The 22,453-nt window shown below is 53.7% G+C and carries 18 protein-coding genes and 2 pseudogenes; 8 read left to right on the forward strand and 12 right to left on the reverse strand.

Annotated features, from left to right (window positions below; all coding sequences use genetic code 11):
• Positions 1-63 precede the first annotated feature (63 nt).
• The 4 genes and pseudogenes from lacI to lacA all read left to right on the forward strand — a co-directional run bounded on the left by lacI (position 64) and on the right by lacA (position 6,326).
• Positions 64-1,146, forward strand: a complete 1,083-nt coding sequence (gene lacI / locus ACU8XX_RS18685; protein WP_000805902.1) for a DNA-binding transcriptional repressor LacI — start codon at positions 64-66, stop codon at positions 1,144-1,146.
• Positions 1,147-1,268: 122 nt separating this feature from the next.
• Positions 1,269-4,343 carry a beta-galactosidase gene (lacZ, locus tag ACU8XX_RS18690; RefSeq protein WP_240765251.1) on the forward strand — a complete coding sequence of 1,025 codons (3,075 nt, stop codon included), beginning with the start codon at positions 1,269-1,271 and terminating at the stop codon, positions 4,341-4,343.
• 51 nt (positions 4,344-4,394) lie between these two features.
• Positions 4,395-5,648, forward strand: coding sequence for a lactose permease (lacY, locus tag ACU8XX_RS18695; protein WP_000291549.1), 1,254 nt, complete (start codon positions 4,395-4,397; stop codon positions 5,646-5,648).
• 65 nt (positions 5,649-5,713) lie between these two features.
• Positions 5,714-6,326, forward strand: a pseudogene (lacA, locus tag ACU8XX_RS18700) (galactoside O-acetyltransferase).
• Positions 6,327-6,428: 102 nt separating this feature from the next.
• Here lacA and cynX read toward each other — a convergent pair.
• The 3 genes from cynX to cynT are packed head-to-tail and all read right to left on the reverse strand — an operon-like array spanning position 6,429 to position 8,776.
• Positions 6,429-7,610 (reverse strand): cyanate transporter CynX, encoded by a 1,182-nt coding sequence (gene cynX, locus ACU8XX_RS18705; protein WP_001301263.1) that lies wholly within the window; start codon positions 7,608-7,610, stop codon positions 6,429-6,431.
• Positions 7,611-7,615: 5 nt separating this feature from the next.
• Complete coding sequence (cynS, locus tag ACU8XX_RS18710; RefSeq protein WP_000616243.1) at positions 7,616-8,086, reverse strand: cyanase; 471 nt, start codon at positions 8,084-8,086, stop codon at positions 7,616-7,618.
• Positions 8,087-8,116: 30 nt separating this feature from the next.
• Positions 8,117-8,776, reverse strand: a complete 660-nt coding sequence (gene cynT / locus ACU8XX_RS18715; protein ID WP_000658652.1) for a carbonic anhydrase CynT — start codon at positions 8,774-8,776, stop codon at positions 8,117-8,119.
• A gap of 108 nt (positions 8,777-8,884) precedes the next feature.
• On the opposite strand from cynT, the gene cynR reads away from it, so the two are divergent.
• Together cynR and ACU8XX_RS18725 are read left to right on the forward strand one after the other, a co-directional pair.
• Complete coding sequence (gene cynR / locus ACU8XX_RS18720) at positions 8,885-9,784, forward strand: transcriptional regulator CynR (protein WP_154311755.1); 900 nt, start codon at positions 8,885-8,887, stop codon at positions 9,782-9,784.
• A 116-nt stretch (positions 9,785-9,900) separates the two neighbouring features.
• Positions 9,901-9,984: pseudogene (locus ACU8XX_RS18725) on the forward strand (hypothetical protein); the annotation flags it as partial.
• A 136-nt stretch (positions 9,985-10,120) separates the two neighbouring features.
• On the opposite strand, the gene codA reads toward ACU8XX_RS18725, so the two are convergent.
• From codA to prpB, 6 genes are all read right to left on the reverse strand, one after another.
• Positions 10,121-11,404 carry a cytosine/isoguanine deaminase gene (gene codA / locus ACU8XX_RS18730; protein ID WP_001301240.1) on the reverse strand — a complete coding sequence of 428 codons (1,284 nt, stop codon included), beginning with the start codon at positions 11,402-11,404 and terminating at the stop codon, positions 10,121-10,123.
• A complete protein-coding gene (gene codB, locus ACU8XX_RS18735) occupies positions 11,394-12,653 on the reverse strand; it encodes a cytosine permease (RefSeq protein WP_000076233.1) in 1,260 nt (419 codons plus the stop codon). Before codB ends, codA begins: the two co-directional genes overlap by 11 nt.
• A 423-nt stretch (positions 12,654-13,076) precedes the next feature.
• Entirely contained in the window at positions 13,077-14,963 is a 1,887-nt protein-coding gene (prpE, locus tag ACU8XX_RS18740) for a propionate--CoA ligase (protein ID WP_016241922.1), read from the reverse strand.
• Positions 14,964-15,002: 39 nt separating this feature from the next.
• The gene (gene prpD, locus ACU8XX_RS18745; protein WP_032173842.1) at positions 15,003-16,454 is read right to left on the reverse strand and encodes a 2-methylcitrate dehydratase; all 1,452 of its coding nucleotides are present in this window, start codon (positions 16,452-16,454) and stop codon (positions 15,003-15,005) included.
• A gap of 33 nt (positions 16,455-16,487) precedes the next feature.
• Positions 16,488-17,657: a bifunctional 2-methylcitrate synthase/citrate synthase gene (prpC, locus tag ACU8XX_RS18750; protein ID WP_001285928.1), complete on the reverse strand. Its 1,170-nt coding sequence runs from the start codon at positions 17,655-17,657 to the stop codon at positions 16,488-16,490.
• 346 nt (positions 17,658-18,003) lie between these two features.
• A complete protein-coding gene (gene prpB / locus ACU8XX_RS18755; RefSeq protein ID WP_000052168.1) occupies positions 18,004-18,894 on the reverse strand; it encodes a methylisocitrate lyase in 891 nt (296 codons plus the stop codon).
• 238 nt (positions 18,895-19,132) lie between these two features.
• Here prpB and prpR point away from each other — a divergent pair, with 238 nt between their 5' ends.
• Positions 19,133-20,719 (forward strand): propionate catabolism operon regulatory protein PrpR, encoded by a 1,587-nt coding sequence (gene prpR, locus ACU8XX_RS18760; protein ID WP_000941056.1) that lies wholly within the window; start codon positions 19,133-19,135, stop codon positions 20,717-20,719.
• A 97-nt stretch (positions 20,720-20,816) separates the two neighbouring features.
• Here the strand turns inward: prpR and yahO are convergent, their stop codons facing one another.
• A complete protein-coding gene (gene yahO / locus ACU8XX_RS18765; RefSeq protein WP_000691953.1) occupies positions 20,817-21,092 on the reverse strand; it encodes a DUF1471 family periplasmic protein YahO in 276 nt (91 codons plus the stop codon).
• 146 nt (positions 21,093-21,238) lie between these two features.
• On the opposite strand from yahO, the gene ACU8XX_RS18770 reads away from it, so the two are divergent.
• Positions 21,239-21,910 carry a LysE family transporter gene (locus ACU8XX_RS18770; protein WP_000983410.1) on the forward strand — a complete coding sequence of 224 codons (672 nt, stop codon included), beginning with the start codon at positions 21,239-21,241 and terminating at the stop codon, positions 21,908-21,910.
• A 16-nt stretch (positions 21,911-21,926) separates the two neighbouring features.
• On the opposite strand, the gene yahM is transcribed toward ACU8XX_RS18770, so the two are convergent.
• A complete protein-coding gene (gene yahM / locus ACU8XX_RS18775) occupies positions 21,927-22,172 on the reverse strand; it encodes a protein YahM (RefSeq protein WP_000290616.1) in 246 nt (81 codons plus the stop codon).
• A complete protein-coding gene (locus ACU8XX_RS18780; protein WP_437438054.1) occupies positions 22,142-22,324 on the reverse strand; it encodes a hypothetical protein in 183 nt (60 codons plus the stop codon). Before ACU8XX_RS18780 ends, yahM begins: the two co-directional genes overlap by 31 nt.
• Positions 22,325-22,453 lie beyond the last annotated feature (129 nt).

The following is a 22,453-nucleotide window of genomic DNA, read 5'->3' on the forward strand; positions in this document are numbered from 1 at the left end:
CGCAAAACCTTTCGCGGTATGGCATGATAGCGCCCGGAAGAGAGTCAATTCAGGGTGGTGAATGTGAAACCAGTAACGTTATACGATGTCGCAGAGTATGCCGGTGTCTCTTATCAGACCGTTTCCCGCGTGGTGAACCAGGCCAGCCACGTTTCTGCGAAAACGCGGGAAAAAGTGGAAGCGGCGATGGCGGAGCTGAATTACATTCCCAACCGCGTGGCACAACAACTGGCGGGCAAACAGTCGTTGCTGATTGGCGTTGCCACCTCCAGTCTGGCCCTGCACGCGCCGTCGCAAATTGTCGCGGCGATTAAATCTCGCGCCGATCAACTGGGTGCCAGCGTGGTGGTGTCGATGGTAGAACGAAGCGGCGTCGAAGCCTGTAAAGCGGCGGTGCACAATCTTCTCGCGCAACGCGTCAGTGGGCTGATCATTAACTATCCGCTGGATGACCAGGATGCCATTGCTGTGGAAGCTGCCTGCACTAATGTTCCGGCGTTATTTCTTGATGTCTCTGACCAGACACCCATCAACAGTATTATTTTCTCCCATGAAGACGGTACGCGACTGGGCGTGGAGCATCTGGTCGCATTGGGTCACCAGCAAATCGCGCTGTTAGCGGGCCCATTAAGTTCTGTCTCGGCGCGTCTGCGTCTGGCTGGCTGGCATAAATATCTCACTCGCAATCAAATTCAGCCGATAGCGGAACGGGAAGGCGACTGGAGTGCCATGTCCGGTTTTCAACAAACCATGCAAATGCTGAATGAGGGCATCGTTCCCACTGCGATGCTGGTTGCCAACGATCAGATGGCGCTGGGCGCAATGCGCGCCATTACCGAGTCCGGGCTGCGCGTTGGTGCGGATATCTCGGTAGTGGGATACGACGATACCGAAGACAGCTCATGTTATATCCCGCCGTTAACCACCATCAAACAGGATTTTCGCCTGCTGGGGCAAACCAGCGTGGACCGCTTGCTGCAACTATCTCAGGGCCAGGCGGTGAAGGGCAATCAGCTGTTGCCCGTCTCACTGGTGAAAAGAAAAACCACCCTGGCGCCCAATACGCAAACCGCCTCTCCCCGCGCGTTGGCCGATTCATTAATGCAGCTGGCACGACAAGTTTCCCGACTGGAAAGCGGGCAGTGAGCGCAACGCAATTAATGTGAGTCAGCTCACTCATTAGGCACCCCAGGCTTTACACTTTATGCGTCCGGCTCGTATGTTGTGTGAAATTGTGAGCGGATAACAATTTCACACAGGAAACAGCTATGACCATGATTACGGATTCACTGGCCGTCGTATTACAACGTCGTGACTGGGAAAACCCTGGCGTTACCCAACTTAATCGCCTTGCGGCACATCCCCCTTTCGCCAGCTGGCGCAATAGCGAAGAAGCCCGCACTGTTCGCCCCTCCCCGCAGTTGCGCAGCCTGAATGGTGAGTGGCAATTTGTCTGGTTTCCGGCACCAGAAGCGGTGCCGGAAAGCTGGCTGGAGTGCGATCTTCCTGACGCCGATACTGTCATCGTCCCCTCAAACTGGCAGATGCACGGTTACGACGCGCCCATCTACACCAACGTGACCTATCCCATTACGGTCAATCCGCCGTTTGTTCCCACGGAGAATCCGACGGGTTGTTACTCGCTCACATTTAATATTAATGAAAGCTGGCTACAGGAAGGCCAGACGCGAATTATTTTTGATGGCGTTAACTCGGCGTTTCATCTGTGGTGCAACGGGCGCTGGGTCGGTTACGGCCAGGACAGTCGTTTGCCGTCTGAATTTGACCTGAGCGCATTTTTACGCGCCGGAAAAAACCGCCTCGCGGTGATGGTGCTGCGCTGGAGTGACGGTAGTTATCTGGAAGATCAGGATATGTGGCTAATGAGCGGCATTTTCCGTGACGTCTCGTTGCTGCACAAACCGACTACACAAATCAGCGATTTCCATGTTGCCACTCGCTTTAATGATGATTTCAGCCGCGCTGTACTGGAGGCTGAAGTTCAGATGTGCGGCGAGTTGCGTGACTACCTACGGGTAACAGTTTCTTTATGGCAGGGTGAAACGCAGGTCGCCAGCGGCACCGCGCCTTTCGGCGGTGAAATTATCGATGAGCGTGGTGGTTATGCCGATCGCGTCACACTACGTCTGAACGTCGAAAACCCGAAACTGTGGAGCGCCGAAATCCCGAATCTCTATCGTGCGGTGGTTGAACTGCACACCGCCGACGGCACGCTGATTGAAGCAGAAGCCTGCGATGTCGGTTTCCGCGAGGTGCGGATTGAAAATGGTCTGCTGCTGCTGAACGGCAAGCCGTTGCTGATTCGAGGCGTTAACAGTCACGAGCATCATCCTCTGCATGGTCAGGTCATGGATGAGCAGACGATGGTGCAGGATATCCTGCTGATGAAGCAGAACAACTTTAACGCCGTGCGCTGTTCGCATTATCCGAACCATCCGCTGTGGTACACGCTGTGCGACCGCTACGGCCTGTATGTGGTGGATGAAGCCAATATTGAAACCCACGGCATGGTGCCAATGAATCGTCTGACCGATGATCCGCGCTGGCTACCGGCGATGAGCGAACGCGTAACGCGAATGGTGCAGCGCGATCGTAATCACCCGAGTGTGATCATCTGGTCGCTGGGGAATGAATCAGGCCACGGCGCTAATCACGACGCGCTGTATCGCTGGATCAAATCTGTCGATCCTTCCCGCCCGGTGCAGTATGAAGGCGGCGGAGCCGACACCACGGCCACCGATATTATTTGCCCGATGTACGCGCGCGTGGATGAAGACCAGCCCTTCCCGGCTGTGCCGAAATGGTCCATCAAAAAATGGCTTTCGCTACCTGGAGAGACGCGCCCGCTGATCCTTTGCGAATACGCCCACGCGATGGGTAACAGTCTTGGCGGTTTCGCTAAATACTGGCAGGCGTTTCGTCAGTATCCCCGTTTACAGGGCGGCTTCGTCTGGGACTGGGTGGATCAGTCGCTGATTAAATATGATGAAAACGGCAACCCGTGGTCGGCTTACGGCGGTGATTTTGGCGATACGCCGAACGATCGCCAGTTCTGTATGAACGGTCTGGTCTTTGCCGACCGCACGCCGCATCCAGCGCTGACTGAAGCAAAACACCAGCAACAGTTTTTCCAGTTCCGTTTATCCGGGCAAACCATCGAAGTGACTAGCGAATACCTGTTCCGTCATAGCGATAACGAGCTCCTGCACTGGATGGTGGCGCTGGATGGCAAGCCGCTGGCAAGCGGTGAAGTGCCTCTGGATGTCGCTCCACAAGGTAAACAGTTGATTGAACTGCCTGAACTACCGCAGCCGGAGAGCGCCGGGCAACTCTGGCTCACAGTACGCGTAGTGCAACCGAACGCGACCGCATGGTCAGAAGCCGGACACATCAGCGCCTGGCAGCAGTGGCGTCTGGCTGAAAACCTCAGCGTGACACTCCCCGCCGCGTCCCACGCCATCCCGCATCTGACCACCAGCGAAATGGATTTTTGCATCGAGCTGGGTAATAAGCGTTGGCAATTTAACCGCCAGTCAGGCTTTCTTTCACAGATGTGGATTGGCGATAAAAAACAACTGCTGACGCCGCTGCGCGATCAGTTCACCCGTGCACCGCTGGATAACGACATTGGCGTAAGTGAAGCGACCCGCATTGACCCTAACGCCTGGGTCGAACGCTGGAAGGCGGCGGGCCATTACCAGGCCGAAGCAGCGTTGTTGCAGTGCACGGCAGATACACTTGCTGATGCGGTGCTGATTACGACCGCTCACGCGTGGCAGCATCAGGGGAAAACCTTATTTATCAGCCGGAAAACCTACCGGATTGATGGTAGTGGTCAAATGGCGATTACCGTTGATGTTGAAGTGGCGAGCGATACACCGCATCCGGCGCGGATTGGCCTGAACTGCCAGCTGGCGCAGGTAGCAGAGCGGGTAAACTGGCTCGGATTAGGGCCGCAAGAAAACTATCCCGACCGCCTTACTGCCGCCTGTTTTGACCGCTGGGATCTGCCATTGTCAGACATGTATACCCCGTACGTCTTCCCGAGCGAAAACGGTCTGCGCTGCGGGACGCGCGAATTGAATTATGGCCCACACCAGTGGCGCGGCGACTTCCAGTTCAACATCAGCCGCTACAGTCAACAGCAACTGATGGAAACCAGCCATCGCCATCTGCTGCACGCGGAAGAAGGCACATGGCTGAATATCGACGGTTTCCATATGGGGATTGGTGGCGACGACTCCTGGAGCCCGTCAGTGTCGGCGGAATTCCAGCTGAGCGCCGGTCGCTACCATTACCAGTTGGTCTGGTGTCAAAAATAATAATAACCGGGCAGGCCATGTCTGCCCGTATTTCGCGTAAGGAAATCCATTATGTACTATTTAAAAAACACAAACTTTTGGATGTTCGGTTTATTCTTTTTCTTTTACTTTTTTATCATGGGAGCCTACTTCCCGTTTTTCCCGATTTGGCTACATGACATCAACCATATCAGCAAAAGTGATACGGGTATTATTTTTGCCGCTATTTCTCTGTTCTCGCTATTATTCCAACCGCTGTTTGGTCTGCTTTCTGACAAACTCGGGCTGCGCAAATACCTGCTGTGGATTATTACCGGCATGTTAGTGATGTTTGCGCCGTTCTTTATTTTTATCTTCGGGCCACTGTTACAATACAACATTTTAGTAGGATCGATTGTTGGTGGTATTTATCTAGGCTTTTGTTTTAACGCCGGTGCGCCAGCAGTAGAGGCATTTATTGAGAAAGTCAGCCGTCGCAGTAATTTCGAATTTGGTCGCGCGCGGATGTTTGGCTGTGTTGGCTGGGCGCTGTGTGCCTCGATTGTCGGCATCATGTTCACCATCAATAATCAGTTTGTTTTCTGGCTGGGCTCTGGCTGTGCACTCATCCTCGCCGTTTTACTCTTTTTCGCCAAAACGGATGCGCCCTCTTCTGCCACGGTTGCCAATGCGGTAGGTGCCAACCATTCGGCATTTAGCCTTAAGCTGGCACTGGAACTGTTCAGACAGCCAAAACTGTGGTTTTTGTCACTGTATGTTATTGGCGTTTCCTGCACCTACGATGTTTTTGACCAACAGTTTGCTAATTTCTTTACTTCGTTCTTTGCTACCGGTGAACAGGGTACGCGGGTATTTGGCTACGTAACGACAATGGGCGAATTACTTAACGCCTCGATTATGTTCTTTGCGCCACTGATCATTAATCGCATCGGTGGGAAAAACGCCCTGCTGCTGGCTGGCACTATTATGTCTGTACGTATTATTGGCTCATCGTTCGCCACCTCAGCGCTGGAAGTGGTTATTCTGAAAACGCTGCATATGTTTGAAGTACCGTTCCTGCTGGTGGGCTGCTTTAAATATATTACCAGCCAGTTTGAAGTGCGTTTTTCAGCGACGATTTATCTGGTCTGTTTCTGCTTCTTTAAGCAACTGGCGATGATTTTTATGTCTGTACTGGCGGGCAATATGTATGAAAGCATCGGTTTCCAGGGCGCTTATCTGGTGCTGGGTCTGGTGGCGCTGGGCTTCACCTTAATTTCCGTGTTCACGCTTAGCGGCCCCGGCCCGCTTTCCCTGCTGCGTCGTCAGGTGAATGAAGTCGCTTAAGCAATCAATGTCGGATGCGGCGCGAGCGCCTTATCCGACCAACATATCATAACGGAGTGATCGCATTGAACATGCCAATGACCGAAAGAATAAGTGCAGGCAAGCTATTTACCGATATGTGCGAAGGCTTACCGGAAAAAAGACTTCGTGGGAAAACGTTAATGTATGAGTTTAATCACTCGCATCCATCAGAAGTTGAAAAAAAGAGAAAGCCTGATTAAAGAAATGTTTGCCACGGTAGGGGAAAACGCCTGGGTAGAACCGCCTGTCTATTTCTCTTACGGTTCCAACATCCATATAGGCCGCAATTTTTATGCAAATTTCAATTTAACCATTGTCGATGACTACACGGTAACAATCGGTGATAACGTACTGATTGCACCCAACGTTACTCTTTCCGTTACGGGACACCCTGTACACCATGAATTGAGAAAAAACGGCGAGATGTACTCTTTTCCGATAACGATTGGCAATAACGTCTGGATCGGAAGTCATGTGGTTATTAATCCAGGCGTCACCATCGGGGATAATTCTGTTATTGGCGCGGGTAGTATCGTCACAAAAGACATTCCACCAAACGTCGTGGCGGCTGGCGTTCCTTGTCGGGTTATTCGCGAAATAAACGACCGGGATAAGCACTATTATTTCAAAGATTATAAAGTTGAATCGTCAGTTTAAATTATAAAAATTGCCTGATACGCTGCGCTTATCAGGCCTACAAGTTCAGCGATCTACATTAGCCGCATCCGGCATGAACAAAGCGCAGGAACAAGCGTCGCATCATGCCTCTTTGACCCACAGCTGCGGAAAACGTACTGGTGCAAAACGCAGGGTTATGATCATCAGCCCAACGACGCACAGCGCATGAAATGCCCAGTCCATCAGGTAATTGCCGCTGATACTACGCAGCACGCCAGAAAACCACGGGGCAAGCCCGGCGATGATAAAACCGATTCCCTGCATAAACGCCACCAGCTTGCCAGCAATAGCCGGTTGCACAGAGTGATCGAGCGCCAGCAGCAAACAGAGCGGAAACGCGCCGCCCAGACCTAACCCACACACCATCGCCCACAATACCGGCAATTGCATCGGCAGCCAGATAAAGCCGCAGAACCCCACCAGTTGTAACACCAGCGCCAGCATTAACAGTTTGCGCCGATCCTGATGGCGAGCCATAGCAGGCATCAGCAAAGCTCCTGCGGCTTGCCCAAGCGTCATCAATGCCAGTAAGGAACCGCTGTACTGCGCGCTGGCACCAATCTCAATATAGAAAGCGGGTAACCAGGCAATCAGGCTGGCGTAACCGCCGTTAATCAGACCGAAGTAAACACCCAGCGTCCACGCGCGGGGAGTGAATACCACGCGAACCGGAGTGGTTGTTGTCTTGTGGGAAGAGGCGACCTCGCGGGCGCTTTGCCACCACCAGGCAAAGAGCGCAACAACGGCAGGCAGCGCCCACCAGGCGAGTGTTTGATACCAGGTTTCGCTATGTTGAACTAACCAGGGCGTTATGGCGGCACCAAGCCCACCGCCGCCCATCAGAGCCGCGGACCACAGCCCCATCACCAGTGGCGTGCGCTGCTGAAACCGCCGTTTAATCACCGAAGGCATCACCGCCTGAATGATGCCGATCCCCACCCCACCAAGCAGTGCGCTGCTAAGCAGCAGCGCACTTTGCGGGTAAAGCTCACGCATCAATGCACCGACGGCAATCAGCAACAGACTGATGGCGACACTGCGACGTTCGCTGACATGCTGATGAAGCCAGCTTCCGGCCAGCGCCAGCCCGCCCATGGTAACCACCGGCAGAGCGGTCAACAGGGCAGCCACGCTAAAGCTCATTCCGCTCGCCTGGCGCAATTGCGGTAGCAGTGGCCCGACGGAGGTGAGCAGTGGTCGCATATTAAGACCAATCAGCACCAGTACCAGCAGCATCGTGAACGTCTTTTGATGGTTGCGCATGGCTGTCAGAACGGTTTGGTCGGCAGATATTTACCATCTAAGGTGATGACCGCACGTTCGCCACCTTCCGGGTCCGCCACTTTCTTAACGTCGAGTTTGAAGTTAATCGCGCTAATAATGCCATCGCCAAATTTCTCATGAACCAACGCTTTCAGGGTTGTACCGTACACCTGCAACATTTCATAGAAACGATACATCGTTGGGTCAGTTGGAATACGGTCATCAATGCAGCCACGCAGTGGAATCATCTGCAACAGTAGAATGGAGTCTTCGTCGAGATCCAGCTTCGCCCCGACCAGGCGGGCGGCGTCGGCAGGAAGCGCCTGCTGACCCAGCAAAGCCGCGGTTACAAAGGCTTCTGCCAGACCGGTGCCGTCGGCAATCTCGGCAAATGAGAGATCTTTTTTAGCTTTGCTGAGCAAAATGGCATCGGCAAGATCAAGACGAATATTGCGGTTAATTTGTGACTGAATCATGGTGGAACTCCTGATGGTTTAAAAATAAGGTTACGCTGCGGTCGGTTGGCGTAGCGGTATGGCACAAACGCGAGGATTAGCGGCCAGTGGCACAAACTGGCGGGTTGCGCCGTCAAAAGCTGCGATGCTGCCGCTTTCAATGTCGTAGACCCAGCCGTGCAGGGCGATCCGCCCCTCTTCGAGCGCCAGGCGCACCGATGGATGAGTTTGCAAATTAGCCAACTGAGCAATGACGTTTTCACGTACCATCGCCGCAGCTTTTGACGGTAAATCGGAATGCGGGCGCGCCTCATTAACGACGCGGGCTGAATCGGCATAACGCAGCCAGTGGGAGACGGCAGGCATATGGTCCATGCACTGACAGCTGGCAATGGCGGTCATCGCGCCACAGTTGGAATGACCACAAATCACAATGTCAGATACCCGAAGCGCAGCGACGGCATACTCCACCGAAGCAGAAACGCCACCGGGTTCCGGCCCGTAGGAAGGGACGATATTGCCCGCGTTGCGAATAACGAACAGATCGCCAGGCTCACGTTGCGTCACCAGCTCAGGGACCAGACGGCTGTCGGAGCAGGAGATAAAAAGTGTGCGCGGGCTTTGCTGTGTCGCCAGCTGTTTAAACAAGGCTTCCCGCTTCGGAAATGCCTCGCGCTGGAATTTAAGGAATCCATCAATAATCTCTTTCACCGTTAACCTCTGTCTGTCTCTGGAATGAGAGGCAGACTACTCGCCGATTATCATAAGGTAAAAGTCTCATTTATGATGAGTTCCATTGGATTTACTTATAGGTTGCGAATGCTCTCTCGACATATCAATTATTTTCTTGCCGTGGCTGAACATGGCAGCTTCACCCGTGCCGCCAGTGCGTTGCACGTCTCCCAGCCTGCGCTTTCCCAGCAGATTCGCCAGTTAGAGGAGAGTTTAGGCGTGCCGCTGTTTGACCGTAGCGGGCGAACGATTCGTCTCACTGATGCAGGAGAAGTCTGGCGACAGTACGCCAGCCGGGCGTTACAGGAACTGGGGGCGGGTAAACGGGCGATTCATGATGTTGCCGATCTGACGCGAGGATCGCTGCGTATCGCCGTCACCCCCACCTTTACGAGCTACTTTATCGGCCCCTTAATGGCGGATTTCTATGCGCGCTATCCCAGCATCACGCTCCAGCTACAGGAAATGTCGCAGGAGAAAATCGAGGATATGCTTTGCCGCGACGAGTTGGACGTTGGGATTGCCTTCGCGCCTGTGCATTCGCCGGAGCTGGAGGCAATTCCTTTACTGACAGAAAGTTTAGCGTTAGTCGTGGCGCAACATCATCCGCTGGCCGTCCATGAACAGGTGGCGTTGAGTCGCTTGCATGATGAAAAACTGGTCCTGCTCAGCGCGGAATTTGCCACCAGAGAGCAAATTGACCACTACTGCGAGAAAGCGGGGCTACATCCACAGGTGGTCATTGAGGCGAACTCAATTAGCGCGGTTCTGGAGCTGATTCGCCGCACTTCCCTTTCCACATTGTTACTAGCAGCGATTGCCACACAACATGACGGGCTTAAAGCTATTTCTCTTGCCCCGCCACTACTGGAGAGAACGGCGGTTTTGTTGCGGCGGAAAAATAGCTGGCAGACAGCCGCCGCGAAGGCATTTTTGCACATGGCGTTGGATAAATGCGCGGTTGTTGGCGGAAATGAATCACGGTAGCCGCTGACACAGGTCTGCGGCTGGAATTGCCTGATGCGCTACGCTTATCAGGCCTACGAGTTCAGTGCTCTACGTAGGCCGGATAAGGCGTTCACGCCGCATCCGGCATAAACTACAGCTGGCAGACAGCCGCTGCGAAGGCATTTTTGCACATGGCGTTGGAGGAATGCGCGGTTGTTGGCGGGAATGAATCACGGTAGCCGCTGACACAGATCAGCGGCTGGAATTGCCTGATGCGCTACGCTTATCAGGCCTACGAGTTCAGTGCTCTACGTAGGCCGGATAAGGCGTTCACGCCGCATCCGGCATAAACTAAGCTCGCTGTAACCCAGTCGTTCAACGTTTGTAATCGATGGCTTCTGGCTGCTCCAGATATACGGTGGTTTGTGCCGGTTGTGTGCTGGCAATCACCTTGCCGCCACGTACCGAATAACGTACCGGAACCTGACGGCGCAGCGCATCAAACCCATTTTCAGCCGGCAGGATAATCAGGTTGGCGCTGTTTCCGGCGGCAATGCCGTAATCCTGCAAATTCAACGTCCTTGCGCTGTGGTGGGTGATTAAATTCAGGCCATCGTTAATCTGCCCGTAGCCCATCAACTGGCAAACATGCAGCCCCATATGCAGCACTTGCAGCATATTCGCCGTTCCCAGCGGATACCACGGATCGAAGACATCATCGTGACCAAAGCAGACGTTAATGCCGGACTCCAGCATCTCTTTAACGCGCGTGATGCCGCGACGTTTTGGATACGTATCGAAACGTCCTTGCAGATGAATATTGACCAGCGGGTTGGCGACAAAGTTAATACCGGACATTTTCAGCAAGCGGAACAGGCGTGAGGTATACGCCCCGTTATAGGAGTGCATTGCCGTGGTGTGGCTGGCGGTGACTCGCGCGCCCATGCCTTCATGGTGCGCCAGGGCAGCAACGGTTTCGACAAAGCGCGACTGCTCGTCATCGATCTCATCACAGTGAACGTCGATGAGACGGTCGTATTTTTGCGCCAGGGCGAAGGTTTTATGCAGCGACTCCACGCCGTATTCACGGGTAAATTCAAAATGCGGAATCGCCCCCACTACATCTGCCCCTAAGCGTAACGCCTCTTCCAGCAACGCTTCACCGTTGGGATACGACAAAATCCCTTCCTGAGGGAAGGCGACGATTTGCAGATCAATCCACGGCGCGACTTCCTGCTTCACTTCCAGCATTGCTTTCAGCGCAGTTAGCGTTGCATCCGAAACATCGACATGGGTACGCACATGCTGAATGCCGTTGGCAATCTGCCATTTCAGCGTTTGCCATGCGCGTTGTTTCACATCGTCATGGGTTAATAACGCTTTGCGCTCGGCCCAGCGTTCAATGCCTTCAAACAGCGTGCCGGACTGATTCCAGTTCGGTTGTCCGGCGGTTTGCGTGGTGTCCAGGTGAATATGTGGCTCCACAAACGGCGGTATAACTAAACCTTGTTCGGCATCCAGGCTGTTTTCAGTTATGGGCATCACGCCGGATTGCGCATCAATGGCGCTGATTTTTCCGTCCTGCAGATGAATCTGCCACAGCCCCTCTTCGCCTGGTAACCGGGCGTTAATAATTGTTTGTAAAGCGTTATTCGACACTGTTAGCCTCCACATGCGTCATTGCTGCTGTCGTTTTACGATTCAAAATCGGGTTAAGGATCAGATAGCTCAGCGCGCCACCTAATACCGCGTTGACCGGAACAATTCCCGGTAACCAGTGGCCTGCAGCAATCCCCAAGGCGACCGCCAGAATCGCCACCCAATTGACACTCATCATACGCGTGGTCGCAAAGTGCTCATAGCGGCGACGGTTCATCAGATAGTCGGCGATGATCACGCCACCCACTGGAGGAATAGCTGCCGAAAGGAAGGTCAACCAGCCGACAAAATTGTTATACAGCCATAATGCGCAGACCGTACCGATAATACCGTTGATTACCGAAAGGGTTTTGCTCGACATCCCGGTAATGTTGGCGAAACCTAAACCCGACGCATAGAGTGCGTTATCGTTGGTGGTCCAGATATTCAGCCCCAGCACCACAATCGCAGGCAGCAGCAGGCCCTGAGCAATCATCACATCAGAGATATCCGCCATGCCCAGTGCCGCAGCGCCCGCTGCACCGAAAATAAACATCAACGAGTTGCCGAGGAAAAAGGCCACCATCGCCACCAGCACCGCCAGTTTGGCATTGCGACCAAACCGGACAAAGTCAGCGGTGAGCGTACCCGCACTGATAAATGACCCCACAACCAGCGCCAGCGCGACATTGAAATCTAACGGTTGTGCGGGAACGACCGCTTTTAATGCGTCCAGGCCGCCCATGCCGTTAACAGCCAGCCACACGGAATAACCGCCCAGGCAGGCGATAGCCGGAACCGCAATCACCGAAAGAACCGTCAGCGCCGAAATGCCAAAAAAGACGGTGACGGTCATCAGTAAACCGGAAACGGCAATCAGCAAATTAATATCCAGCCCGGTTGCCTTACCCACCGGAATGGCAAACATCGCCACACCGACGCCAAACCAGCCAACCTGAGTTCCGCCCAGTAGCAGTGAAGGCAGCCATGAGCCTTTAACACCAAACGAGAAGCGAGCAAGAAGATGAGTGGTCAGGCCGGTTTTTGCGCCAATGTAACCGAGAAATGAAGTGTAAATACCGAGGAGAAGATTACCGATGAGAACTGCGAGGAAGAAATCATGATAGCTAAGACCGGTTCCGAGAGTGCCGCCGGTCCACATACTGGCGGAAAAGAAGGTTAATCCCAGCATGACGAACGTCAATGCCAATACCCCTTTCCGCGCCGACTGCGGGACTGGCCCCTGGCTAAAGTTGTTATCTTGCGACACGAAATTCCCCCTTTTTGCTGTTTGAAACCCAAAAAATCCGCCGCATTCTATTCATCTGAAGATAAAAAGCAATCGTTTTCGTGGGGAAATATATTTTTTATATGAATGAGTGCAAAAAGGTGGGGGAAAAATTATCGGTGTAAAAACAGTGGGTAGGCCTGATAAGACGCGTCAGCGTCGCATCAGGCATCTGAGCATGGTGTCGGATGCGGCGCGAGCGCCTTATCCGACCTACGGTTCAGACCTGTAGGCATGATAAGACGCGTCAGCGTCGCATCAGGCATCGGCGCATGGTGTCGGATGCGACGCGAGCGCCTTATCCGACCTACGGTTCAGGTCCGTAGGCATGATAAGACGCGTCAGCGTCGCATCAGGCATCGGCACACAGTGCCGGATGCACCGCGCGACGCATCCGACAATAACCTACTCTTCCATCGCCTGGCGGATCTGATCCAACGACGCAGGATCATCAATGGTCGTCAGATCTCCAGGATCGCGTCCTTCGCAAATCGCCTGGATCGTGCGGCGCAGCATTTTTCCGGATCGCGTTTTTGGCAATTGCGAGACAAACCAGACGTGCGCCGGGCGGCCAAAGTTGCCAATCTGGCTGTCCACCAGCGCCATAATCGCCTTCTCTTGCGAGTGCGCCACATCACGATCTTCCAGACTGTCGCTCTCTTTCGGAATGACAAACGCCACCGCCACCTGCCCTTTCAGCGCATCTTTCACCCCAACCACCGCCACTTCGGCAACGCCCGGATGGCTGGAGATACTCTCTTCAATCTCGCGCGTCCCCAGCCGATGCCCGGCAACGTTAATTACATCGTCAGTGCGCCCGAGAATAAAGTGATAACCGTCAGCGTCACGGATGCCCCAGTCAAAGGTGGCGTACACCGGGCGGGAAAACAGCGACCAGTAAGTCTTCACAAAGCGGCCGTCGTCGCCCCAGATGGTCTGAATACACCCCGGCGGCAGCGGCCCTTCCACCACCAGCATCCCTTTCTCGTTGACGCCACACGGTTCGCCGGTGACTTCATTAAGCAACTGCACGTTATAGCCATACATCGGCACACCGGGGCTTCCCAGACGCGTCGGCCTGTCGTCCAGACCGCGAGCAATCGCCATAATCGGCCAGCCGGATTCGGTCTGCCAGTAGTTGTCGATGACCGGCACATCCAGCGTATTGCTCACCCAACTGGCGGTCGGCTCGTCCAGCGGTTCTCCAGCCAGATAGAGCACTTCCAGCGACGAGAGATCGTGTTTGCGAATTTCAGCGGTAGGGAATTTTTTCAGCACGCGAATGGCGGTCGGCGCTGAGAACATCCGGCTAACCTGATATTTCTCGACGATTTTCCACCACACGCCGCAGTCCGGCCAGGTCGGTAATCCTTCGTAAACGATAGTCGCCATCCCCGCCAGCAGCGGCGCGTAGACGATATACGAATGCCCCACCACCCAGCCGATATCCGAAGCACAAAAGAACACACCGCCCGCTTTGCCGCCAAAAATGGTGTCCATCGAGGTCGCCAGCGCCACCGCATATCCGCCGACGTCACGCTGCACGCCTTTAGGTTTGCCGGTCGTGCCGGAGGTGTAGAGAATGCAGGAGGTTTCGTTGGATTCCAGCCACGCCACCGGTACCCGCGCGCCGATGTGTTGATGGCGCAACGACGCGAAATCGACATCCCGCCCGCTGACGCGCGCCATTTTCGCCAGCCCGCGATCCACCAGCAAAACATGGCGCGGCTGGTGCTGCGCCTGACTTATCGCATCGTCGAGCAATTTTTTATAGGGAATGATTTTGCCACCGCGCGCTCCGGCATCAGCCGAGACAATCAGCACCGGTTTAGCATCATCAATTCGCGCCGCCACGCTGTGCGAAGCAAATCCCCCAAACACCACCGAGTGAATAGCGCCAATGCGCGCGCAGGCCAGCAGAGTAATATGCGCTTCGGCAATCATCGGCATATACACCAGCACCCGATCGCCACGCTGCACGCCCAATGAACGCAACATTGAGGCCACCGCGTTCACTTCGTCATGCAGCTGACGAAAGGTAAAGGTGCGCTCTTCTTCTGTTTCCGAAGAGACGGCAATCAGCGCCAGCGCCTCTGGCTGTTTCTCCAGCCAGCGGTCGATAGCGTTGTGACACAAGTTGGTTCGGCCTTCACAAAACCAACGGGCAAACGGCGGATTGCTGTGATCGAGCGTTTGCGTAAAGGGCGTCTGCCAGTCAATACGCCAGGCCTGCTCGGCCCAGAACTGCTCCGGTTCGTTAATCGAACGCTGATAAAATTCGCTAAAAGACATAATGCTCTCCTGTTGAACTTACGCCTTACCGCTGTTTGCTTAAATGGCGTACAGGTCGAGATACTCATTGACCGGCATCTGTTCCAGGCGAGTTCTGTCGAGAGAAACCTCCAGAATGCGCTGCTGTTGGCGAGTCGGGAACTGGCGCGCGAGATTGATTTTGAATTTATCGACCAGTTTCGGAATACCATCCTGACGGCGGCGAGCATGACCAATGGGGTACTCCACCACCACTTCTTCAAAGCGCGTACCGTCGGTGAACTCAAGGGTAATGGCATTGGCGATGGCGCGTTTTTCCGGGTCGTGGTAGTCAGCGGTAAATGCCGGATCTTCAAAGCAATTGATCTTCTCGCGCAGGGCGTCGATACGTTTATCTTGCGCCACGTTGTCCTCGTAATCTGCCGCCGTTAAGCGCCCGAACAGCAGCGGGATCGCCACCATGTACTGAATGCAGTGATCGCGGTCTGCCGGGTTATTGAGCGGTCCTTTTTTGTCGATGATGCGAATACAGGCTTCGTGGGTGCGAATGGTCACTTTTTCGATATCCGCCGCCGTTTTGCCTGCTGCCTGCATCTGTTCATAGAGCGTCATCGCTGCTTCAACTGCCGTCTGGGAGTGGAACTCCGCCGGGAAGGAGATTTTGAACAGCACATTTTCCATAACGTAGGAACCGTACGGGCGCTGGAAGCGGAACGATTCACCTTTAAAGGAGACGTCGTAGAAGCCCCACACCGGCGCAGTCAGGGCTGACGGGTAACCCATTTCGCCCGTTTTCGCCATCAGTGCCAGACGTACCGCGCGGGAAGTGGCATCGCCCGCCGCCCAGGATTTACGCGTGCCGGTGTTCGGCGCATGGCGATAGGTGCGCAGCGACTGACCGTCCACCCACGCCAGCGAAACGGCGTTGAGAATTTCCTCGCGGGTCAGGCCGAGCATTTCGGCGACCACGGCGGTGGAAGCCACTTTCACTAACAGAACGTGGTCGAGGCCGACGCGGTTAAAGGAGTTTTCCAGCGCGATGCAGCCCTGAATTTCATGGGCTTTGATCATTGCGGTCAGCACCTGTTTCATGGTCAACGGCGCTTTGCCGCTGGCGACCGCGTTGCGCGAAAGCCAGTCCGCCGTTGCCAGAATGCCGCCGAGGTTGTCGGAAGGATGGCCCCACTCCGCCGCCAGCCAGGTATCGTTGAAATCGAGCCAGCGGATCATCGCGCCGATGTTAAATGCCGCCTGGACGGGGTCGAGCTGGAACTGAGTTCCGGGGACGCGCACGCCGTTGGGTACGACGATGCCGGGAACAATTGGCCCCAGCAGTTTTTTACAGGCCGGGTATTCGAGAGCTTCCAGACCGCAGCCGAGCGTGTCGAGCAGGCAGTAATGTGCGGTGTCGTAGGCCACTTTAGAGCTGATTTCGTAGTTCATGACGTAATCGACGATATCAACGATTTCACGATCAAATTCCGGGCGGATGTTGTTGATTTGAGCTGACATTGGGTACGTTTCCTTATTGTTATTCGTAGAGGTTTACTGGCGCTTATCCAGCGCGACAAACTGGCGGTCTTCCGGTCCAACATAATTGGCGGAAGGACGGATAATTTTGTTGTCCTGACGTTGTTCGATAATGTGCGCCGCCCAGCCGGTGACGCGGGCGATAACAAACAGTGGTGTGAACATCTCGGTGGGAACGCCCATCATGTTGTAGGAAACAGCGGAGAACCAGTCGAGATTGGGGAACATCTTTTTCGTTTCCCACATCACCGTTTCCAGGCGATCGGCGATGTTGTACATCTTCAGCGAGCCGCCTTCCTGCGAGAGCTGCTTCGCCACACGTTTAATCACCTGGTGGCGCGGGTCGGCGATGGTATAAACCGGATGACCAAAACCAATGACCACTTCTTTGTTTTCCACGCGCTTGCGGATATCTGCTTCGGCTTCGTCCGGCGTTTCGTAGCGTTGCTGGATCTCCAGCGACACTTCATTCGCCCCGCCGTGTTTTGGCCCGCGCAGTGCGCCAATCGCGCCAATAATCGCGGAATACATATCAGAGCCGGTGCCCGCAATCACCCGACTGGTAAAGGTGGAGGCGTTAAACTCGTGTTCGGCGTACAGCACCAGCGAGATATGCATCGCCTTTTCCCAGCTTTGCGATGGCTTTTCGCCGTGCAGCAGATGCAGGAAGTGACCGCCGATGGAGTCGTCATCGGTTTCCGGTTGGATGCGTTCGCCGTTGTGGCTGTAGTGATACCAATAAAGGAGAATCGAGCTAAGCGACGCCAGCAGTTTGTCGGCAATATCCCGCGCGCCAGAGACGGTATGCCCCTCTTTTTCTGGCAGCGTGCAGCCGAGCGCGGAAACACCGGTGCGCATAACATCCATCGGGTGTGACGCCGCCGGTAAGGCTTCCAGCACGGTACGCACGTTAGCCGGTAAACCGCGCAGGGCTTTCAGTTTCGTTTTGTAAGCGGCGAGTTCGTCACGGGTCGGCAGTTTGCCGTGGATCAGCAGATGCGCCACTTCTTCAAATTCGCAATGTTTCGCCAGATCAAGAATATCGTAGCCGCGGTAATGCAGGTCATTGCCACTTTTACCCACGGTGCAGAGCGCCGTATTGCCCGCCGGAACGCCAGAAAGTGCCACAGATTTTTTCGGTTTAATGACATGGGTACTGTTTTGCAGGATCGTTGTGTCGCTCATGTTGTCCTCGTCATTGTTATCATTTGTAGGGTCGAGATTGTTGTCGGATGCGACGCTATGCGTCTTATCCGACCTACAGTTCAGTTCACCCCGTAGGCCTGATAAGTCGCGTCAGCGGCGCATCAGGCATCGGTTGTCGGATGCGACGCTATGCGTCTTATCCGACCTACAGTTCAGTGCACCCCGTAGGCCTGATAAGTCGCGTCAGCGGCGCATCAGGCATCGGTTGTCGGATGCGACGCCATCCGTCTTATCCGACCTACAGTTCAGTGCACCTCGTAGGCCTGATAAGTCGCGTCAGCGACGCATCAGGCATCGGCTGTCGAATACAATCAACGGGCGTTTTTTATTTCACCTGGCTACGGGCAAACAGGTTGTCGAGCTTCTCTTCGTACTGGTAGTAGTTGATGCTTTCGTACAGCTCGTTGCGGGTCTGCATGGTGTCGATGACGCTTTTCTGCGTCCCTTCCTGACGCAGGACGTTGTAGACATGCTCAGCGGCGCGGTTCATGGCGCGGAACGCTGAAAGCGGGTACAGCGCCATTGCGACATGGGCGCTGCGTAATTCGTCGATGGTAAACAGCGGCGTGGCACCAAATTCGGTAATGTTGGCGAGGATTGGCACCTGCACCGCATCGGCAAACTGGCGGTACATGGCGAGTTCGGTAATCGCCTCCGGGAACAACATCTCGGCACCCGCTTCAACATAGGCCTGCGCACGCTCGATCGCCGCATCCAACCCCTCTACCGCCAGCGCATCGGTGCGCGCCATGATCACAAAATCAGGATCGGTTTTCGCATCCACCGCCGCGCGGATCCGATCCACCATCTCCTCTTTCGAGACGATCGCTTTATTCGGACGATGACCGCAGCGTTTCGCACCAACCTGATCTTCAATATGCAATCCTGCCGCACCGGCTTTAATCATCGATTTCACCGTACGCGCCACGTTAAAGGCCGAAGAACCAAAACCGATATCCGCATCCACCAGCAGCGGCAGCGAACAAACGTCGGTGATACGGCGAATATCTGTCAACACGTCATCAAGAGTAGAAATACCGAGATCGGGCAGCCCCAGCGACCCTGCCGCCACGCCACCGCCGGAGAGATAAATTGCCTGATATCCGGCACGCTGCGCCAACAGCGCATGGTTGGCGTTAATGGTGCCAACAATCTGCAATGGATTTTCTTTAGACAGTGCAGCGCGAAACGCTTTACCTGGAGAGTGTAGAGACATAGCCCATCCTTTGTTATCAACTTGTTATTTGCGTTGATAAAGACAAGGCAAGGGGTGTGCCACAATTGCCTTAATAAAATTAAATGTTTAATTTCAATTTGTTAGAGATAAAGTCATGAACTAATCCGCAAATATGCGTTTCAGTTAACGTTTCAGGCAATGTTTCACCGCGTTTCATTGCAACAATTATGAAACAAGACTAAACCCAATATTCGGTTTCTTAACTTTGCGGTGCGCTATGGCACATCCACCACGGCTTAATGACGACAAACCGGTTATCTGGACGGTATCTGTAACGCGCCTGTTCGAGCTGTTTCGCGATATCAGCCTCGAGTTTGATCACCTGGCGAACATTACCCCTATTCAGCTTGGCTTTGAAAAAGCAGTGACCTACATCCGCAAGAAACTGGCAAACGAACGCTGTGACGCCATCATCGCGGCTGGCTCTAACGGCGCGTACCTGAAAAGCCGCCTGTCAGTGCCAGTTATTTTGATTAAACCGAGCGGCTACGATGTGTTACAGGCACTGGCAAAAGCCGGAAAACTCACCTCTTCTATCGGCGTTGTCACCTATCAGGAAACCATTCCAGCGCTGGTGGCGTTTCAAAAAACCTTTAATCTGCGCCTCGATCAACGTAGCTACATTACCGAAGAAGACGCGCGCGGGCAGATTAATGAGCTGAAAGCTAACGGCACCGAAGCGGTGGTCGGCGCGGGGCTGATTACCGATCTGGCAGAAGAAGCCGGAATGACTGGAATTTTTATCTATTCCGCCGCCACCGTGCGCCAGGCGTTCAGCGATGCGCTGGATATGACGCGCATGTCGTTACGCCATAACACTCACGATGCTACCCGTAACGCCCTGCGTACTCGTTACGTGCTGGGCGATATGCTCGGTCAATCACCACAGATGGAACAAGTACGGCAGACTATTTTGCTGTATGCCCGCTCCAGTGCAGCGGTGTTGATTGAGGGGGAAACGGGGACGGGTAAAGAGCTGGCGGCCCAGGCGATTCATCGGGAATATTTTGCCCGCCACGATGCGCGACAGGGCAAAAAGTCGCATCCGTTTGTTGCCGTCAACTGCGGGGCGATAGCCGAATCGCTGCTGGAAGCAGAGCTGTTTGGCTATGAGGAAGGGGCGTTTACCGGCTCGCGACGCGGAGGTCGCGCCGGGCTGTTCGAAATTGCCCACGGCGGTACGCTGTTTCTGGATGAGATTGGCGAAATGCCGCTACCTTTGCAGACTCGCCTGTTACGGGTGCTGGAAGAAAAAGAGGTTACTCGCGTCGGCGGGCATCAGCCTGTTCCGGTGGATGTGCGGGTCATTAGCGCCACTCACTGCAATCTGGAAGAAGATATGCGGCAAGGGCAGTTTCGCCGTGATCTGTTTTATCGGCTGAGTATTTTGCGTCTGCAATTGCCACCACTGCGTGAGCGGGTGGCGGATATTCTGCCGCTGGCGGAAAGCTTTTTGAAAGTGTCTCTGGCGGCGCTCTCCGCCCCGTTTTCTGCCGCATTACGCCAGGGATTACAGGCAAGCGAAACCGTGCTGGTGCACTACGACTGGCCAGGTAATATTCGTGAACTGCGCAATATGATGGAGCGACTGGCGCTATTTTTAAGTGTGGAACCGACGCCGGATTTAACGCCGCAGTTTTTGCAGCTGCTACTGCCGGAACTGGCGCGCGAGTCGTCGAAAACTCCCGCTCCACGCTTACTGACACCACAACAGGCACTGGAGAAATTTAATGGCGATAAAACAGCAGCGGCGAATTATTTAGGCATCAGCCGGACGACGTTCTGGCGGCGGCTGAAAAACTGAACTGCCGAATGCAGCGCGAACGCTTTATCCGGCATAAATTTCAATAGATGATCACCGATAAACTTACGCATCGGGGATGTTTACATAGGATTCAGAATTACTTCTTCTTATAAATATTTGCCGTGCCGTGGATCTTATTGTCAGTTTGACCGGAGGTCAGTACCAACACATCAGCCCCTTTTTCATCCGCTTTTTTGATCAAATCCTCTTTCGCATCTGCGGTCGACATTTCATTGCTGGTTGAAATATCACCTATTTTTTCATATTGCGATTCGACTTTTTCAAATTCCGCTTTAGTCATCAATTCAGCGGCATAGACATTGGTAACGGCAAACGCTAACGCACCGACTAACATTTTAGAGATTATTTTCATATTACGGCTCCAGAGTTGTTATCACACTATCACCCACCGACATTATTGGGTTGATTAATAATTAGTTCAGTCAGGGCATAAACGCCAGTAACCGGAAATAAGACACTTTGTGATCTCTCTCGCACCCGATTATTTTTGGTAGAAATATGATGCAGTTAGTTCACTTATTTATGGATGAAATCACTATGGATCCTTTGCATGCCGTTTACCTGACCGTAGGACTGTTCGTGATTACTTTTTTTAATCCGGGAGCCAATCTCTTTGTGGTAGTACAAACCAGCCTGGCTTCCGGTCGACGCGCAGGGGTGCTGACCGGGCTGGGCGTGGCGCTGGGCGATGCATTTTATTCCGGGTTGGGTTTGTTTGGTCTTGCAACGCTAATTACGCAGTGTGAGGAGATTTTTTCGCTTATCAGAATCGTCGGCGGCGCTTATCTCTTATGGTTTGCGTGGTGCAGCATGCGCCGCCAGTCAACACCGCAAATGAGCACACTACAACAACCGATTAGCGCCCCCTGGTATGTCTTTTTTCGCCGCGGATTAATTACCGATCTCTCTAACCCGCAAACCGTTTTATTTTTTATCAGTATTTTCTCAGTAACATTAAATGCCGAAACACCAACATGGGCACGTTTAATGGCCTGGGCGGGGATTGTGCTCGCATCAATTATCTGGCGAGTTTTTCTTAGTCAGGCGTTTTCTTTGCCCGCTGTGCGTCGTGCTTATGGGCGTATGCAACGCGTTGCCAGTCGGGTTATTGGTGCAATTATTGGTGTATTCGCGCTACGCCTGATTTACGAAGGGGTGACGCAGCGGTGAGCAGATAATTTACTCTCTACGTAATCAACCTGATTTGCCGAATCACGGCCATCGGCGATGATAGCCCCCGTAATGCGTGGTCCTTATTTCCGATAAGTTTACTTGAGTCTTTAGCTTCCCATTTCAGCCCACTCTCCCCTGTGTGGGCTTTTTTCATTGGTCTGCCCCATCCTGAATAGCCAAACAATGGCAATGTTCCACTTTGCAGGGATGATAATAAGGGGATCTGATTCAGAAGAGTTTTGAAAAGTTGGACCGCCATCGAGGCCTCGAACCCCGTACCATACAACAATCCTGGTTGTCGTCTGCTCTTCCTGATGAGCTAATGGCGGTTTTTGATATGAGCCTTACAGCATATTTTCTGTCAGGCTTGAGTGCGATGCGTAAGATACAGAAAAGACCCCACACAAACATGATGGAATTATGATTTTTTTCATATGAATGTCAACCCACACATTCACAAAACATCCGCATGAGATCATTTTTTATACACCGCATGGCTGCGAAACCACTACTGGTGCTTTTTTAAGCGAAGTGTCGCCG

This window comes from Escherichia sp. MAL-1 (genome assembly GCF_052948035.1).